A 17,011-nucleotide genomic window follows, 5' to 3' on the forward strand; every position below is an offset into this window, starting at 1 on the left:
GCGCTCATAGCGATTTCCTCCCGCTGGCTAGCGTCAACTCCTCGTCAAGAAGGCTCAGCAACGCACTTCCATCGAGGTCGCCGAGGATGTCGGCGAAGGTCGGCTCGGTCGCCTCCTGAGCAGGAGCGTCAGCCGCCTCGATCTGGGTGAGCAGGTGATCGGCGAGCGATGCGATGTTCGGGTACGTGAACAGCAGCGTCGCCGAGAGCCTGAGCCCGAGGCTGGACTCGAGACGGTTGCGGAACTCGAGGCTCGTCAGCGAGTCCATCCCGAGGCTCGCGAACACCTCGACCGGAGAAACCGCGGCCGGGTTCACGCGGAGCACACGGCCGAGCTGCTCCTTCAGGTGCCCCTCCAGGCGGAACCGGCGCTCCTCGGGCGGCTCCCTCTCCAGCGCATCGCGGATCCGGACGATCTCCGACGACCTCGGCGTCGCGCGGGCGCTCTCGCGCGTGAGCTGGTCCCAGTAGCGCAACCGCGCGACGCTCGGGTAGGACTCGAGCCACCGGTGCACGTTGAACCGGACGACCGCGATCTGGGGCATGTCCGCCGCGAGCAGGCGCTCCAGCATCCGCAGCCCGTCCGCCTCCGTGAGGCTGTCCATTCCCCGGTCGCCCACGCGGCCCATGACGTCGGCCTGCCGGACCGCGATGCCCACGTCGGAGAAGATCCCCCAGTTGATGCTCAGCGCCGGCAGCCCGAGCGCGCGCCGGTGATGCGCGAGGGCGTCCAGGAACGCGCTCGCCGCGGTGTAGTTCCCGTTGCCCGGCGCGCCGAGCAGCGAGGCGACCGACGAGTACATCACGAAGAAGTCGAGCGGCCTGCCCGCCGTCAGGTCGTGCAGGTTCCACGCGCCGTGCATCTTCGGGGCCATGGTCTTCCAGAAGCGCTCGGCGCTCTGCTGCACCACCGTGCTGTCGGCGATGACCATGGCCGCGTGGACGACCCCGCGGAGCGGCGGCGCGCGCCGGTCGATCGCCGCGAGGAGGTCGATGACCTGGTCGCGGCGCGACACGTCCGCCTGGGCCACGACCACCTGCGCGCCCCGCGCCTCCAGCGCGTCAATCGCGCGCCGCGCCTGCTCCGATGCGCCGCTGCGGCCCGACAGCACGAGGTGGCGGGCACCCCGGTCGACCATCCACCGCGCCAGCGAGAGCCCGAGCCCCCCGAGCCCGCCGACGATGAGGTAGCTGCCGTCCGGCCGCAGATCGACGTCGCCGGCGCGCCTGCCCCGCAGCGGGCTGCGCGCGAGCCGCGCGACGTAGCGCCCGCTCGTCCGGAGCGCGATGTGATCCTCGTCGTCCGTCGCGTCGAGCTCGCGCGCGAGCGAGGCGGACTCCTCCCGCGCGCGAGCGGGCGAGAGGTCCACGCGCGTGCACCGGAGCTCCGGGTGCTCGGAGGCGAGCACGCGGCCGAAGCCGAGGAGCGTGGCCTGAGACACCGAGACCGGCGCGGCCTCCGCCACCGCCTGCGCGCCGCGGGTCACGAGCCACAGCCTCGGCGTGTCGCGCCACCCCCTGCGCAGGAGCGCCTGCGCGAGGAACATCGCGCTCAGCGTCCCGAGGCGCTGATCCCGCTCCAGCGTCTCCAGCGTGGCGCCGTCCGCGGCCTGCGCGTCCAGGCTCCACAGGTGCACGATGCCCCGGCACGGCTGGCCGCCGAACGCGTCCTCGAGCAGAAACCGAAACGCGAGGGGATCTGCGGGGTCCAGCTCGTAGAGCCCGGGCCCGAGGCGCGCCGTGACCTCGCCTGTCACCGCGGTGACGCAGGTATCGCCCCGCTGGCGCAGGAGCTCCGCGAGCTCCGCGCCGGTCCCGGTCCGGTCCTCGAGCACGAGCCAGGCGCCGGCGCGCGGCGAGCGGCCCGCGCCGTTCGCCGGCACCGGCGCGCGGCGCTCCCATGCGACGGCGTACAGCAGCTCCTCGTCGTCGTCCGGCGCCGCGAGGTGCCCCTGCAGCGAGGGCGCCCGAGGGCCCTCGTCGATCCAGTAGCGCTCTCGCTGAAAGGGATACGCCGGCAGCGAGATGCAGCGGCCTCCTGACGGATACCGCCGCTTCCAGTCCACCGGGTAGCCGTGCGCGTAGAGCGCCCCGAGCGCCTCCAGCAGGCATCGCTTCTCGTCCCGCTCACGCCGCATCGACGGGAGCGCCGCGCCCCCGGGCGCCCTCGCGTGCAGCCCTTCCTCGATGGCGGGCGTCAGGACCGGGTGCGGGCTCATCTCGATGAACAGCGCGTGCCCGTCGTCCGCGAGCCGCTGTACGGCGCTCGAGAACAGCACCGGATCCCGCAGGTTCCTCGCCCAGTAGTCCGGCCCGAGCTCCTCGCCGCGGCAGATCTCCCCGCTCACGGTCGAGCGCATGGGCACCCGCCCCGCCCCCGGCGCGAGCCCGTCGAGCGCCGCCCGCAGCTCCCCGAGGAGCGGGTCCACCTGCGGGCTGTGCGACGCGACGTCCACCTTCACGCGGCGGCAGAACACCCCTCTCGGCGCGAGCTCCGCCAGGATCTCTTCCAGCGCGAGGGGCTCGCCGGACAGCACCGTCGATCGATCGCTGTTGCTCACCGCCACGGACACGCGCCCCGCGTACGCGGAGATCGCCTGCCGCGCCTGCTCCATGGGCAGCTCCACGAGGGCCATCGCCCCCGCGCCGCTGAGCCGCCGCAGCAGCTTGCTCCGGCGGCAGATGACGCGCGCGGCGTCGTCCAGCGTCAGCGCGCCCGAGACGTGCGCCGCCGCCACCTCGCCCATGCTGTGCCCCACCACGGCGTCCGGCTCCACGCCCCACGAGCGGAAGAGCGCCGACAGGGCCACGCCGATCGCGAAGAGCGTGGGCTGCACGACATCGATCTCCGCGAGGCGCGATCGCTCCTCGCCAGCGTGAAGCTCCTCCAGGAGCGACCACCCCGTTTCCCTCGCGATCGCCGCGTCGCACGCGGCCACGGCCTCGCGGAAGGTCGGCTCCTCCGCGAGGAGCTGCCGCCCCATCCCCAGCCACTGCGAGCCCTGGCCCGGGAACACGAACACGACCCGGGGCCGCGCCGTCGCGCGCGCGTCTCCGCGGGCGATGCCGGCGGCCTCCTCGCCCCGCCCGTAGGCCTCCAGCAGCCCGGCGAGCTCCTGCCGCGAGCCGCCGGTGAGGGCCAAGCGATGCTCGTGGTGGCCGCGCCGTACGCTCGCGGTGTACGCGACGTCCGTGAGGTCCACAGGAGCTCCGGCGGGGCCCTCGACCAGGAAGCACCGGTAAGCCTCCGCCATGGCCGAGAGCGCGGCCGGGCTCCTCGCGGAGAGCGGGAGCAGCACGACGGGCGCGTGGTCGACGGGCGCGGGCGCGGCGGGAGGCGGCGGCTCTTGCAGCACGACGTGCGCGTTGGTCCCGCTGATCCCGAAGGAGCTCACCCCGGCGATCCGCGGCGCGCCTCCGGACGGCCAGGGCAGCGGCGCCGCCGGGATGGTGAACGGCGTGCCTTCGAGCGAGATCCGCGGGTTCAGCGTCTGGAAGTGCAGGTGCCTCGGGATCATCTCGTGGCGCAGCGCCAGCACGACCTTGATGAACCCGGCCACCCCCGCCGCCGCCTCCAGGTGGCCGATGTTGGTCTTCACCGAGCCGAGCCAGCAGGGCAGCCCGTCAGGCCGCGGCCCGCCCAGCACCTCTTTCATCGCCTGCAGCTCGATTGGATCCCCGAGGGAGGTGCCGGTGCCGTGGGCCTCGACGTAGCCCACCTGGGCCGGCGAGACGCGGGCGCTCTCCAGCGCCTGCCGCAGGAGCGCCTGCTGCGAAAGCACGTTCGGCGCCGTCAGCCCCGACGAGCGCCCGTCCTGGTTGACGGCCGAGCCCCGGACGAGCGCCCAGATCCTGTCGCCGTCCCGCTGCGCATCCGAGAGCCGCTTGAGCACGACCATGCCGCAGCCCTCTGCCCGCACATACCCGTTCGCGGCGGCGTCGAACGTCTTGCATCGACCGTCGGGAGAGAGCGCGTGGGTCTGGCCCACCAGGCACATCGTCAGCGGGGACAGGATGAGGCTGACGCCCCCCGCGACCGCCATGTCGCTCTCGCCGCTCCGGAGGCTCTGGCAGGCGAGGTGGATCGCGACCAGCGAGGAGGAGCACGCCGTGTCCACGGTCATGCTCGGCCCCTCGAGGCCGAACACGTAGGACAGCCGCCCCGCGGCGGTGCTCGCCCAGGTGCCGGTCGCGCAGTAGGCGTCGAGCTGCCGGGGATCGAGCGAGGCGACGCGGTGCTGGTAGTCCTGGGCCGCCATGCCGACGAACACGCCGGTCCGGCTGCGGAGGAGGCGCTCGGGGGGCTGCCCTGCGTCCTCGAGCGCCTCCCAGGCCACCTCGAGCAGGAGTCGCTGCTGGGGGTCGAGGCTCGTGGCCTCGCGAGGCGCGATCCCGAAGAAGCGCGCATCGAACTCGTCGACCTTGTCCAGCAACCCGGCCCAGCGCGTCCCCGGCGGGCCGTCGGGGATCGCGTCCTCTGGCCACCGGGTCGCGGGGACCCGCTGGATCGCGTCGACGCCGGCCTCCAGCGCTCGCCAGAACGCCTCGGGGCCGTCTCCGCCTCCGGGCAGCCGGCACGCCAGGCCGACGACCGCGATCGGCTCGACCTCCGGCGCCCCCGCGGGCGGCGCTGCCGCGCCCGGGGCGCGCGGCGCCGGCGTCGGCGGAGGCGACGCGGGCTGAGCTCCGGCGCCGGAGCCCAGCTGCTCGATGAGGTACGCCGAGAGCCCGGCCACATGGGGATAGGTCCAGAGCAAGGTGGACGGCAGCGCCAGCCCCAGGCCGGCCTCCAGGCCGTTGCGCAGCTCCAGGCTCATCAGCGAGTTGATGCCGAGATCGTTGAGCGGCACGTGCCGGTCGATGGAGCCCGGATCGAGCCGCAGGACCCTGGCCGCGAGCTCCCGGACGAAGCGCTCGATCAGCGAGGGTCGCTCCTCCGGCGTCGCGCCGTCGAGCATCGCCCGGAGGCGCGCGACCTCGGGCGCGCGCTGCTTCGCGCGATCGCCCTCCTTGCGCAGGTGCTCCCAGAAGCGCGATACGGCGGCGGTCGGGTAGAACTCGAGCCACTGGCGCAGGTCGAACCTCAGCACGCCGGCCTGGGCCGCCCCTCCCCCGAGCAGGCGCCCCAGCGCGACCAGCGCGTCCGCCTCCGTGAGGAGCCCCGTCCCCCTGCTCGAGAGGCGCGCCGCGGCGCCGTGGCGTCCCTCCGCCGGGGTCTCCTCGGAGAAGAGGCCCCAGTCGATGTTCAGCGCGGGCAGCCCCATGGAGCGCCGGTGGTGGGCGAGCGCGCCGAGGAACGCGTCGGCCGCGGCGGAGCCTGCGTCGCCAGGAGCTCCGAGGAGCGGCATCGCCGAGGCGTGCAGGAGGAAGACATCGAGGGGCTTGTCCGCGGTCAGCTCGTGCAGGTTCCACGCCCCGCGCGCCCGCGCGGCCGCCGCGGTCCAGGAGCGGTGCACGTCGCGCTCCGGCGCGCCGCCGCGCGAGGCGGCCGGCTCCGCGTGGACGACCCCTCGCAGCGCGCCGAACCGCTGCTCGATCGCCGCCACGACCTCGGCCGCCCGCGACGGCTGCGCCACGTCGACCTCGGCCACGGCCACCTGAGCGCCTGCCGCTTCCATCGCGGCGATCTCGCTCCGGGCCGCCTCCGTTGCGCCACCCTCGCCCGTGAGCAGGAGCTGGCGGGCGCCCTTCTCCACCATCCACCGCGCCAGCGAGAGGCCGAACCCCTCCAGGCCTCCGGCGATCAGGTAACCTCCGTCGGCGCGGAAGCTCGCGCTCGCGCCGGGGCTGTCCCCGGGGACGCCGCGCTCGAGCCGCGCCACGTACCGCGCCGCGCCGCGGAGCGCGATCCGGTCCTCGCGATCGGCGGCGTCGAGCTCCCGGAGCAGCGCGGCGGCCTCGCCGGCCGCGGGGGTCGGGCTCAGATCGACGCGCTTGCACCGGAGCTCGGCGTGCTCGGCCGAGAGCACGCCCCCCACGCCCCAGAGCGGCGCCTGGGCCACGGCCACCGGCGCTGTCTCGGCCACGGTCTGCGCTCCGCGGGTCACGAGGCAGAGCTGCGGCGCATCGCGCCACCCCTTACGCGAGAGCGCCTGCGCCAGGGACAGCGCGCTCAGGCCTGCGAGGCGCAGGTCTCCCTCGAGCGTCTCCGGCGTCGTCGCCTCCGCCGCCGCGGCGTTCAGGCCGACGAGATGCACGACGCCCCGGCACGCCGCATCGCCCTCGAACGCGTCGTCCAGCAGCGCCGAGAGCGCCTTGCTGTCCGAGAGGTTCACCTCGTAGCGGCCGTCCTCGAGGCTCGCGGTACGCTCCCCCGGAACGGCGCACACGCACACATCGCCGCGCTGTCTCAGGAGCGCGGCCAGCTCCTCGCCCGTGCCGGCCCGATCCAGGAGCAGGAGCCAGGCGCCGCGCGACGGGCGCGGTGCCGCGGGCGGCAGCGCAGGTTGGCTGCGATGCCACGCGACACTGTAGAGCAGCTCCTCGGCGACCCCGGGCGCCTCGGGGGGCGCCGAGAGCTCGGGCGCGAGCGCGCCGCCCTCGATCCAGTACCGCTCCCGCTGCCAGGGGTACGCCGGCAGCGGGACGCAGCGCCCGCCCGACGGATACTGCAGCTTCCAGCGCACCGGGTAGCCGTGCGCATAGAGGGCCCCGAGCGCCTGCAGCACGCTCCGCCGCTCTCCCTGGTCACGCCGCAGCGTGGGGAGGGCCTTCCCGCCCGTGCCCCGCTCCGACAGGAGCTGCTGGAGGTTGGCCAGGAGCACCGCGTGCGGGCCGACCTCCAGGAAGATCTCGTGGCCGTCCGCCCACGCCGCGGAGACGGCGCGGGCGAGCTGCACGGGCTCACGGATGTTCCGCGCCCAGTATCCCGCGTCGAGCGGCTCGCCCTCGAGGCGCTCGCCCGTGACGGTGCTGTACATCGCGATCGACGCCCGGCCTGCCGCGACCTCCCCCAGCGCGGCCCGGAAGTCTCGCTGCAAGGGCTCCATCTGCGGGCTATGGAAGGCGTAGTTCACCCGCAGCGCGCGGCAGGGCACCTGCCTCGCGCGCAAGCTCGCCACCACCTCCTCGAGCGCGGCCGCGTCGCCGGAGAGCACCACGGAGCGAGCGTCGTTGATCGCCGCGATCGAGAGCCGGTCCGCGCGCCCTTCCAGGACGGCCGCCGCCTCGTCCTCGGACAGCGCGACGGAGGCCATCTTCCCGAGGCCCGTGGCCCGCTGCATGATCCGCCCGCGGATCGTCACGAGCCGGATCGCCTCGTCCAGGCTCAGAACACCGGCGACGTGCGCGGCCGCCACCTCGCCGACGCTGTGGCCGATCACGGCGTCGGGCATGACGCCCAGCGACGTCCACAGCGCCGCCAGGGCCACCTGCACGGCGAAGATCGCCGGCTGGGCGACCTCCGTCAGATCCAGCCGCGAGGTCGCCGCAGGGGCGGCGAGCTCGGCGAGCAGCGAGAAGCCCGCGTGGAGCTTCACGAAGGGCTCGCACGCCTCGAGCGCCGCGCGGAAGGTGGGCTCCTCGGCGAGCAGCTGCTGCCCCATCCCCACCCACTGCGAGCCCTGCCCCGAGAACACGAACACCACCTGGGGCTGCCATCCGAGCACGGTCTGCCCGCTCGCCGCGGCGGGGTGCCCTTCACCACGCGCGCAGGCGCCGAGCGCCTCGGCCAGCTCCTCCCGGGACCGGCCTGCCACGGCGAGGCGAAACTCATGATGGCGACGCCGCACGCTCGCCGTGTAAGCGATGTCCACGAGCCGCGTGTCGGCCGGAGCGCTGCTCAGGAAGCGCTCATAGGCCTCGGCCAGGGCGGCGAGCGCCCCAGGGGTCCTCGCCGACAGGGGCAGCAGCGTGACGGGGGCGTCCGGAAGAGGGGGCGGCGCTGCGATTTCTGGCGCCTCCTCCAGCACGACATGGGCGTTGGTTCCGCTCATCCCGAACGAGCTCACGCCCGCCCGGCGGGGCCGCCCCCCGCGCCGCCACGGCTCGGCCGCCGCCGTCACCGCGATCGGGAGCTCGGCCCACGGGATGCGCGGGTTGAGCGCGCGCGCGTGCAGCTGCGCCGGCAGCTCCCCGCGCCCCAGCGACAGCACCACCTTCATCAGGCCGGCCACCCCCGCCGCCGACTCCAGATGGCCGATGTTCGTCTTCACCGAGCCGATCTTGAGCGGCCGGCCCCCGGGCCTCCCCTCGCCATAGACAGCCGCGAGCGCCTCGACCTCGATGGGATCGCCCAGCGCCGTTCCCGTGCCGTGCGCCTCGACGTAATCGATGTCGCCGGGCGAGAGCCCCGCGCTCGCCAGCGCCTTTCGAACGACCGCCTCCTGCGCCTTGCCGTTCGGCACGGTGATGCCGGCGCTGCGGCCATCGCTGTTCACGGCAGAGCCACGGATGACCGCCAGGACGCGGTCGCCGTCGCGCGCTGCGTCCGACAGGCGCTTCAGCACGACCATGCCGCAGCCCTCGCCCCGGCCATAGCCGTCCGCGTCCGCGGAGAACGTCTTGCACCGCCCGTCCGGCGCCAGCACGTGGAGGCGTGACAGGTACACCTGGAGATGCGGGGCCAGCATCAGCTGGACGCCACCTGCGACCGCAACCCGGCACTCCCCCGCCCACAGGCTCCGGCATGCGAGGTGGATCGCCGTCAGCGACGACGAGCACGCCGTGTCGACGGCCATGCTCGGCCCCTCGAGCCCGAGCGCATGCGAGAGCCGCCCCGCGGAGAAGCTCGTGAACGTCCCCGAGAGCGTGTAGGCGTCCAGCGCCTCGAGGTCCGCGTGCGCCCGCTGCAGGATGCCGTAGTCGCTCGGCCCGATCCCGACGAAGACGCCTGTCTGCGGCTGCTCGCCGGGCACCACGCCCGCGTCCTCCATGGCCTCCCAGATGACCTCGAGCAGCAGCCGGTGCTGCGGATCGAGGTGGACCGCCTCCCGCGGCGCGATCCCGAAGAAGCGCGCGTCGAACTGATCGGGCGCCGCGGCCAGGAACGCGCCCTCCCGGACATACATCTTGCCGGCCGCGTCCGGATCAGGGTCGTAGTACGCCGCGGCGTCCCAGCGGTCCGCCGGGATCGGCGTCACGGCGTCGACCCCCTGCTCGAGCAGCCGCCAGAAGTCCTCCGGGCTCTCCACGCCCCCCGGCAAGCGGCACCCCATCCCCACGATCGCGATCGGCTCGTCGCCGGTCGCGGCGCGCCCTTCGGCGCCGCTGGAGGCCGCGCCATCCACGCCCGCGCGCACCTCGGTCCCTGCCAGAGGGGCCTCGCCCGGGCTGATCGGCGACAGCTCCTCGAGCAAGAAGTCGGTCATCGCGACGACGTTCGGGTGGTTGAACATCACGCTCGACGACAGCGGCAGGCCGAGGCCGCGGCCCAGGCGCTTGCACAGCTCCACGGCCATCAGCGAGTCCATGCCGAGATCGAAGAAGCCCCGGGTCGGGCTCACCTCATCGGCCTCGGCGAACCCCAGCGTCTCGGCGACCGAGGCCTGGATCCATCGTTGGAGCATCCGGCGCCGCTCCCGCGGCGGCGCCGCCGCGAGCTCGTCGAGGAGGGCGGGCTCGGCGGCTCCCGGCGCGGGCTCGGCGGCGTGCGGCATCTCCGAGAGCAGCGGGCGCGGGCCGCTGCTCTCGACCACCGAGCAGAACCTCGGCCAGTCGACGTCGGCCACGACCACCTGCGCCGCCCCGGCGGTCAGGCAGAAGGACAGGGCCGCCATGGCCTGCTCCGGGCCGAAGGCCCGCACCCCGCGCTCCTCGAGCGAGGCGATCGCGCCGGTCGCCATGCCGCCGCCGCGCCACGGCCCGAAGCTCACGGCCACCGCCGGCGCCCCCGCGGCGCGGCGCGCCCTGACGAGCGCGTCCTGGAACGCGTTGGCCGCCGCGTAGCTGGCCTGCCGCGCCGAGCCCCACACCGAGGCGATCGACGAGAAGCAGACGAACGCGTCGAGGGGCCGGTCGCGCGTCAGCGCGTCGAGCACCGAGGTCCCGTGGACCTTCGGCGAGAGCACCCGGCGCAGCCCCGCGCGGTCCAGGGCCGCGAGCGGCGTCCGATCGGAGACGCCCGCCAGATGAAACACCGCGCAGAGCGGCGGCAGCCGGGCGTCGATGTCCGCGAGCACGGCGGCCATCGCCTCCGCGTCGGCCACGTCGGCCTGCGCGACGGTCACCGACGCCCCGAGCGACTCGAGCGACGCGATGAAGGCGCGGTCATCGCCCGACACTTTCTTGCGGCTCGTGAGCACGAGGTGCCGCGCGCCCCGCTGCGCCACCCACCGCGCGACATGCCTGCCCAGCGCGCCGAGCCCCCCGGTGATGAGCGCCGTGCCCGACGTCGACCAGGCCTGCGCGCCGGCTGGCGGCCCGCTGCAGCGCACGAGCCGCTCCACGAACCGCCCCGACGGCCGGAGCGCGACGTGGTCCTCCGCTTCGGGGCTCAGCACCTGCGCCAGGAGCGCGGGGACATCCTGTTCCCCGGGAGATGACGGCAGGTCGACGAGCCCTCCCCAGACCTCCGGATGCTCGAGCGACAGGGTCCGGCCGAGCCCCCAGAGCGCCGCCTGCGCGGGCGCCATGACCGGGTCGCCCGCGCCCACCGACACCGCCCCGCGGGTCACGAGCCAGAGCCGCGGCCGGTGGCCTCGCTCTGTCTGCAGGATGGCGCGCAGCAAGGCCGGCGCGCTCTCGACGCCTCGCGCGAGCGCGGCGTCCAGCGTGTCCTCGCCCTGCGGCGCGCCGCCGAGGCTCCACAGGTGGACCACGCCGCGCACCGGCCCGCGCTCGGCCGCGCGCTCCGCCCACCACGCCGCGAGGCTCTCCGGCGTCGGATCGCTGGTCCAGGTGTGCTCTGCGACGCGCCGCACGGCGCTCCCCAGGCGGAGCCGGGAGCATGCCCCGCCCGCCGCCTCGAGCGCGTCCGCCAGCCTGTCTCCTGTGCCTCCCTCGTCCACGAGCGCGACCCAGTGCCCGGGCGTGGAGGAGCGCGGGCGCAGCGGCAGGGGCTGCGGCTTCCACGAGAGCTGATGGAGCCACGGCTGGATCTCCGCTGCCGCGCGCTCCTGATCCACCGTTGCCCGCAACGCGTCGAGCACCCGGCCCACGACGCCGAGCTCCTCGGCCGAGAGCGCCGCCGAGAGCCCGAGCTGCGCCGCGAAGGCCGCCGCGTCCGCCGAGCGGAGGAGCGACGGGAGCGCTGGCAGGGGCGCCGCCGGCGCCTCGCGCCGCCCCGTGTCCCCGGGCGCCTCCAGCCAGTATCGCTTCCGCTGCCATGGATAACCCGGCAGCGGCACGCAGCGCCCGCCCGTCGGATACATACGGGCCCAGTCGACCTGGCACCCGCGCGTGTAAAGGGCGCCCAGCGACTCGAGCAGGCAGCGCCGCTCGTCGCGGCCCCGGCGCAAGGTCGGGGCGACCACCCCGTCGACCCTGCGCGCGGAGAGGCATCGCTGCACGTTGGCCGAGAGCACAGGGTGCGGCCCCACCTCCAGGAAGATGTGGTGTCCGGCGGTCACGGCGCTGTCGAGAGCGCGCGCGAGCAGCACCGGCTCCCGCAGGTTCCTCGCCCAGTAGGAAGCGTCGAGCTCCTCGCCGCCGATGCCCGCACCCGTCACGGTGCTCACCATGAGCTTGTCCGCGCGACGCAGCGCGATCTCCCCGAGCGCGCTCGTGAGCTCCCCCCGGAACGGCTCCATCTGGGGGCTGTGGAACGCGTAGTTCACCGGCAGCTCGCGGCAGTGCACCCGGCCGCGCCGGAGCTCCTCCACCACCTCGCCGAGCGCCGCCGCGTCGCCGGACAGCACGACCGAGCCGGGGTCGTTGACGGCGGCGATCGAGAGCCGCCCCTCGTATCCGTCCAGCGCGCGCGCTGCCTGCTCCGGGGACGTCTCGACGGAGACCATCTTTCCGAGGCCGGTCGCCCGCTGCATGAGCCGCCCCCGGTGGTGGACGATGCGCACCGCCTCCTCGAGGCTGATCGCCCCGGCGACGTGCGCTGCCGCGATCTCCCCGACGCTGTGCCCGATCACGGCATCCGCCGCGATCCCCCAGGAGCCGAGGAGCGCCGCGAGCGCGACCTGCACCGCGAACAGCGCGGCCTGGGCCACCTGCGTCTCCTGCAGGCGCGACGAGGCCTCCGGCGCGTCGAGCTCTTCCAGCAGCGACCAGCCGGCGAGCGCCGCGAGCAGCCTGTCGCATGCCTCCACCACCCCGCGGAAGACGGGCTCCTGCCGGAGGAGCGCCCGCCCCATCCCCGGCCACTGCGACCCCTGGCCCGAGAACACGAGCGCCACCGTGGGGCGCTGCCCCGGCGGCGCCTCGCCCTGCGCCGCGGAACGCGCGACGCCCCCGCGCGCGAGGTCATCGAGGGCGCCGGCCATCTCCTCCTGCGAGCAGCCCACGACGGCCAGCCGGTGCTCGAGATGGCTGCGCCGGACGCTCGCCGTGTAGCAGACATCGCGCAGCAGAGCGCCCTCCGGCGAGCGCAGCCGGGACGCCACCGAGCGCGCGAGATCGAGGAGCGCCGGCCCGGAGCGCGCCGAGAGCACGAGCAGCTCGGGCGGGGCAGGCTCACCCGCCTCCGCTCGCCGGGAGGCCGCTTCCGGCCCGGGAGCGCGCGGCCCCTCGAGCGTCGCCGGCAGGGCGTCCGGCGCGGCGGGCGGAGCCAGCCGGCGCCACGCGACGGGCGCGCCGAGCATGTACAGGGCGCCCAGCGAGTCGAGCAGGCACGCCCGGGCCGCCTCGTCCCGCCGCAGGGACGGCAGCGCGACGCCGCTCCGTCCCTTCCGGGCCAGGCTGGACGTGACGGCATGGGTGAGGACGGGGTGAGGATCGAGCTCGAGAAAGACGCTGTGCCCGTCGTCGATCAGGCGCTCGAGCGCGCCGGCGAGCTGCACCGGCTCCCGCAGGTTGCGCGCCCAGTACGCGGCGTCCTGCGCCACGCCGTCGAGGCGCGCCCCCGTCACGGTCGAGTAGATCGGCGCCCCGCCGCCGCGCGGCGCGATCCCCTGGAGGGCCCGCTGGAGCTCGGGGCACAGCGCGTCCATGTGCGGGCTGTGCGAGGCGTAATCCATCCGGACCTGCCTGCCCGCCACCCCCTGATCGGCGAGCGCCTGGAGCAGCTCCTCCAGCGCCGCCGCCTCGCCCGAGATCAGGGTGGATCCCGGGCTGTTGCTCCCCGCGATCCAGAGGCGGCCCTCGTGGCCGTCGAGCGCGCGCGCCGTGTCGGCGACGGAGAGCTCCACGACGGCCACCCTGCCCGAGCCGCTCCTCTGCCCGACGAGCCTGCCCATGGCGCAGATGACCGCGGCGCCGTCCTCGAGGGTCAGCGCGCCGGCGACGCAGGCCGCCGCGACCTCGCCGATGCTCTGCCCGACCACCGCATCCGGCTCGATGCCCCAGGATCGCCACAGCGCCGCGAGCGCGACCTGGATCGCGAAGATGGCAGGCTGGACGAGCTCGGCCTCCTCGAGCAGGCGCTCGTCGCCCGTCGCCAGCGCGGCGAGCAGGGACCAGCTCGCGTGCGGCCGCATCGCCGCGTCGCATCGCTGCAGGACTGACCGGAAGACGGGCTCTTCTTGCAGGAGATCGCGCCCCATGGGGAGCCACTGCGATCCGTGCCCGCCGAACACGAAGGCGATCTTCGGCCGCTGCCCGGCAGCCTTCCCGATCGAGCCCTCGGGCTGCGCGTGCCCGGCCAGGAGGGCGCCGAGGCGCGCGGCGAGATCTTCATGGGAGGAGACGGTGAGCGCGAGCCTGTGCTCCTGCCCGCTCAGCCGCGCCGCGGCCGCGCCGCAGAGCGCCTGCAGGGGGGGCCGCTCGCCGCTCCGGGTGGCGAGCGCATGGACGCGCCGGACCAGCGCTGCGAGCTCCTCGGCGCTCGGCGCGGACAGCGGCAGGAGCTGCACGTCTCGGCGCTGCGTCGCCTCGAGCACGACGTGGCAGTTGGTCCCGCCGAAGCCGAAGGAGCTGACGCCGGCCAGGGCCTGCCCGTGCTCGTTCTCGGGCCACCGCTCCGTCGCTCGCTGCACCGAGAGCCGCAGGTCGTCGAACGGGATGTGCGGGTTCGGCTGCTCCAGGTGGAGGCTCGGCTGGAGCTCCAGGCGCCGCATCGAGAGCGCGACGCGGATGAGCCCCGCGACGCCCGCGGCGCCCTCGAGGTGGCCGATGTTGGTCTTGACGGACCCGATCCGGAGCGGCCGCTCCGGCGGGCGGTCTGCGCACAGGACGGCGCTCAGCGCCCGCGCCTCGATGGGGTCTCCGAGGATGGTGCCGGTGCCGTGGGCCTCGACGTAATCGACCTGCTCCGGCCTCACCCCCGCGCGCGCGTAGGCCTCGCGGAGGAGGGCCTCCTGCGCCTTCGGGTTCGGCGCGGAGAGCCCGTTGCTGAGCCCGTCGTTGTTCACGGCGCTGCCACGGATCACGCAGTAGATGGGGTCGCCGGCCGCGAGCGCGAGGGAGAGCGGCTTGAGCACCACCACGCCGCCGCCCTCGCCGCGGGCGTACCCGTTCGCGCGCGCGTCAAACGCCTTCGAGCGGCCGTCGGGCGAGAGCGCTCCGAACTTGGAGATGGCGATCATGCTCTCCGGGGCGAGGATCAGGTTCACGCCCCCGGCGAGCGCGAGGTCGCACTCTCCGAGCCGCAGGCTCTGGCACGCGAGGTGGATCGCGACGAGCGATGAGGAGCAGGCAGTGTTCACGTGCAGGCTGGGCCCCTGGAGGCCGAGCGCATAGGAGACCCGGGCGGCGAGGATGCTCAGGTCCTGCCCGGCGGCCGTATGCTGGACGATCGCGTCGAGTTGACCGCCATTCACCCTCGCGTAATCGCCCCACATGGCGCCGACGAACACGCCGGTCTGGCTGCCCTCGAGGGACCGCGGCGGCACGCCGGCGTCCTCCAGCGACTCCCACGAGAGCTCCAGCATCAGCCTTTGCTGGGGGTCCATCTGGACGGCCTCGCGCGGCGAGATATCAAAGAACTGCGGATCGAAATGGTCGACCCGGTCCAGGAACCCGCCACGACGCGCGCTCATCTTCCCGGGAGCGCCGGGATCTGCGCTGTAGAGCGCGTCGACGTCCCACCGCCCCGGAGGGATGTCGGCGGTCGCGTCCACGCCACCCTGCAGGAGCTGCCAGAAGGCTTCCCGGTCCGGCGCTTTCGGGAACCGGCAGGCGACACCGATGATGGCGATGGGCTCGGCGCCCCGCGCCCCGAGGGCCCCCTCACCCGGGTGCGCGCCACGAGGAGCAGGCGAAAGGCTCGGTCCCTCGGCCACGTGACGCGCCAGCCTCTCGATCGTGGGACACTCCCATATCAGCGTGGGGTGGAGCCGCCGCCCGATGGCCTTCCCCAGCTCGGCGAGCATGCTCGTCGCAGCCATGGAGTCGAGCCCACAATCGCTGAACCGCGCGCCGGGGTCGATCGACCGTGGCGACGCGCCCGAGCGCTCCGCGATCCTCTCCGTGAGCCATCTCTGCACCTCAGCAATGGTGGAGAGCTGCGTCTGTGACTCGCGCGACATAGCGATCTCCTTCAGGCGAGGGTGTAAAAACATCGCCTCCGAGGAAGCTCCAGTGTCGGCCAGATCTCAGGGCCAAGACACCGAAAGCACAACCCCTCCCCATGACCATCATTACAGGGGATCAATGCCTATGCAAGGATAGTTAAATGTACTATCCAGCAGTAACCAATCAAACATTCGCGAATGCAACGAGCGCGTTTTCGCGATATTCGATGCGGGCTTCGTGAATTGGATCGAGTCCGTGTCTCCGGTGTCGCTCCGCGCCGTGACGCCCCGGGGGTGCGCGCGGGCCTGCTGAAGAGCGCGCCAGATGCCGCGCTCCCAGCCGGGAGGGCGGAAGCTGTCAGGCTTTTCGGGGCTTCCGGCGCCGCGCCTTGCAGATCGAATTGTGTCGAAGATCGCAAGCTACTGGAGCAGCACAAGCGCTCCATTGTCAATCATATCCGCGCGTTGCAGCAGCTGGCGGGCGGCTCCGACAAGATGAGCTGATGTACTCTCCACCCCCCACACCCGCCGATCACGCGGGCGAGGAGCAGGAGGCCGGGGCGACGTATTGAGTGCCGCCCCCCTCAGCGCCGGAGCGGTCGGTCTCGACGGATCTCGGATGCGGACGGCAGGACAAGCGAAGGCTCGCCCACTCCGGTAGCCAACAACCCACGTCGGATTCTTGCTCCGCACGGCAAATACCTCGCATCCATCGCACCAGCGGGATCGGAACGAATCTGGCGGTCTGCAGCAGCCCGGGCGTGACGACGGCGGGCCAGATCCACTACAAGGGGTCGCCGGAGGCTAACCGCATGTCCATCACGTTCTATTACGCTCCGCAGTCCAGCGCCGGGCGCGTCCGCGTCTCGCTCGCCGAGCTCGATGTCCCGTACGAGTCCGTCCGGCTCGACCTGCGCGCCGGCGATCAGAAGAAGCCGGACTTCCTCGCCATCAACCCCAATGGCAAGGTGCCGACCCTCGTGATCGACGGCACCCCGATGTTCGAGTCGGTGGCGATCCAGATCGCCCTCGGCGAGCGCTACGGCATCCAGAAGGGCCTGTGGCCGGCCCCCGGCACGCCCGAGCAGCTCATGGCCCTGACCTGGCTCGTCTGGGGCCAGGTCAGCGTCACCGGCGCCCTGTTCCGCTACATGGGGAACACGAGCGAGTATTTCCCCAAGGAGATGCACAACGAGAAGCAGGCCGCGCAGAGCCTGGCCGAGATCCACGACCTGCTCCGTATCCTCGACAGCCGCCTCGACGGCCGCGCGTACATCACCGGCGAGCGCTGTACCCTGGCGGACCTCGACCTCGCGTCCGTGCTCGGCTGGGGCCTGATGGCGGCCAAGATCGACTTCTCCGAGCGGAAGAACCTGAAGGGCTGGCTCGGCCGCATCATGGAGCGCCCGGCCGTCAAGGCGGCGATGGCCGAGACCTGAGCCCGAGCGCGCCTCGCTCGCCCGCGCGGGCGAGGCGCCCCTCGTCCGCGCCCGCACGGCCACGTCGGGACCGCCG

Annotated in this window: 2 protein-coding genes; one reads left to right on the top strand and one right to left on the bottom strand. The window is 73.9% G+C overall.

Going from position 1 to position 17,011, the window contains the following annotated elements:
• Window positions 1-4 precede the first annotated feature (4 nt).
• Window positions 5-15,511 carry an SDR family NAD(P)-dependent oxidoreductase gene (locus tag WME89_RS40010; RefSeq protein ID WP_438004842.1) on the bottom strand — a complete coding sequence of 5,169 codons (15,507 nt, stop codon included), beginning with the start codon at window positions 15,509-15,511 and terminating at the stop codon, window positions 5-7.
• Window positions 15,512-16,257: 746 nt separating this feature from the next.
• Between WME89_RS40010 and WME89_RS40015 the strand changes: the two genes are divergently transcribed.
• Window positions 16,258-16,935, top strand: coding sequence for a glutathione S-transferase family protein (locus WME89_RS40015; RefSeq protein WP_438004843.1), 678 nt, complete (start codon window positions 16,258-16,260; stop codon window positions 16,933-16,935).
• The last annotated feature ends 76 nt before the right edge of the window (window positions 16,936-17,011 follow it).

Source organism: Sorangium sp. So ce321 (assembly GCF_051530195.1).
GTDB lineage: Bacteria > Myxococcota_A > Polyangia > Polyangiales > Polyangiaceae > Sorangium.

Bases quoted from the DNA above. Each gene is read 5' to 3' on its own strand.
- WME89_RS40010 (WP_438004842.1), bottom strand. From the start codon at position 15,511: ATGTCGCGCGAGTCACAGACGCAGCTCTCCACCATTGCTGAGGTGCAG.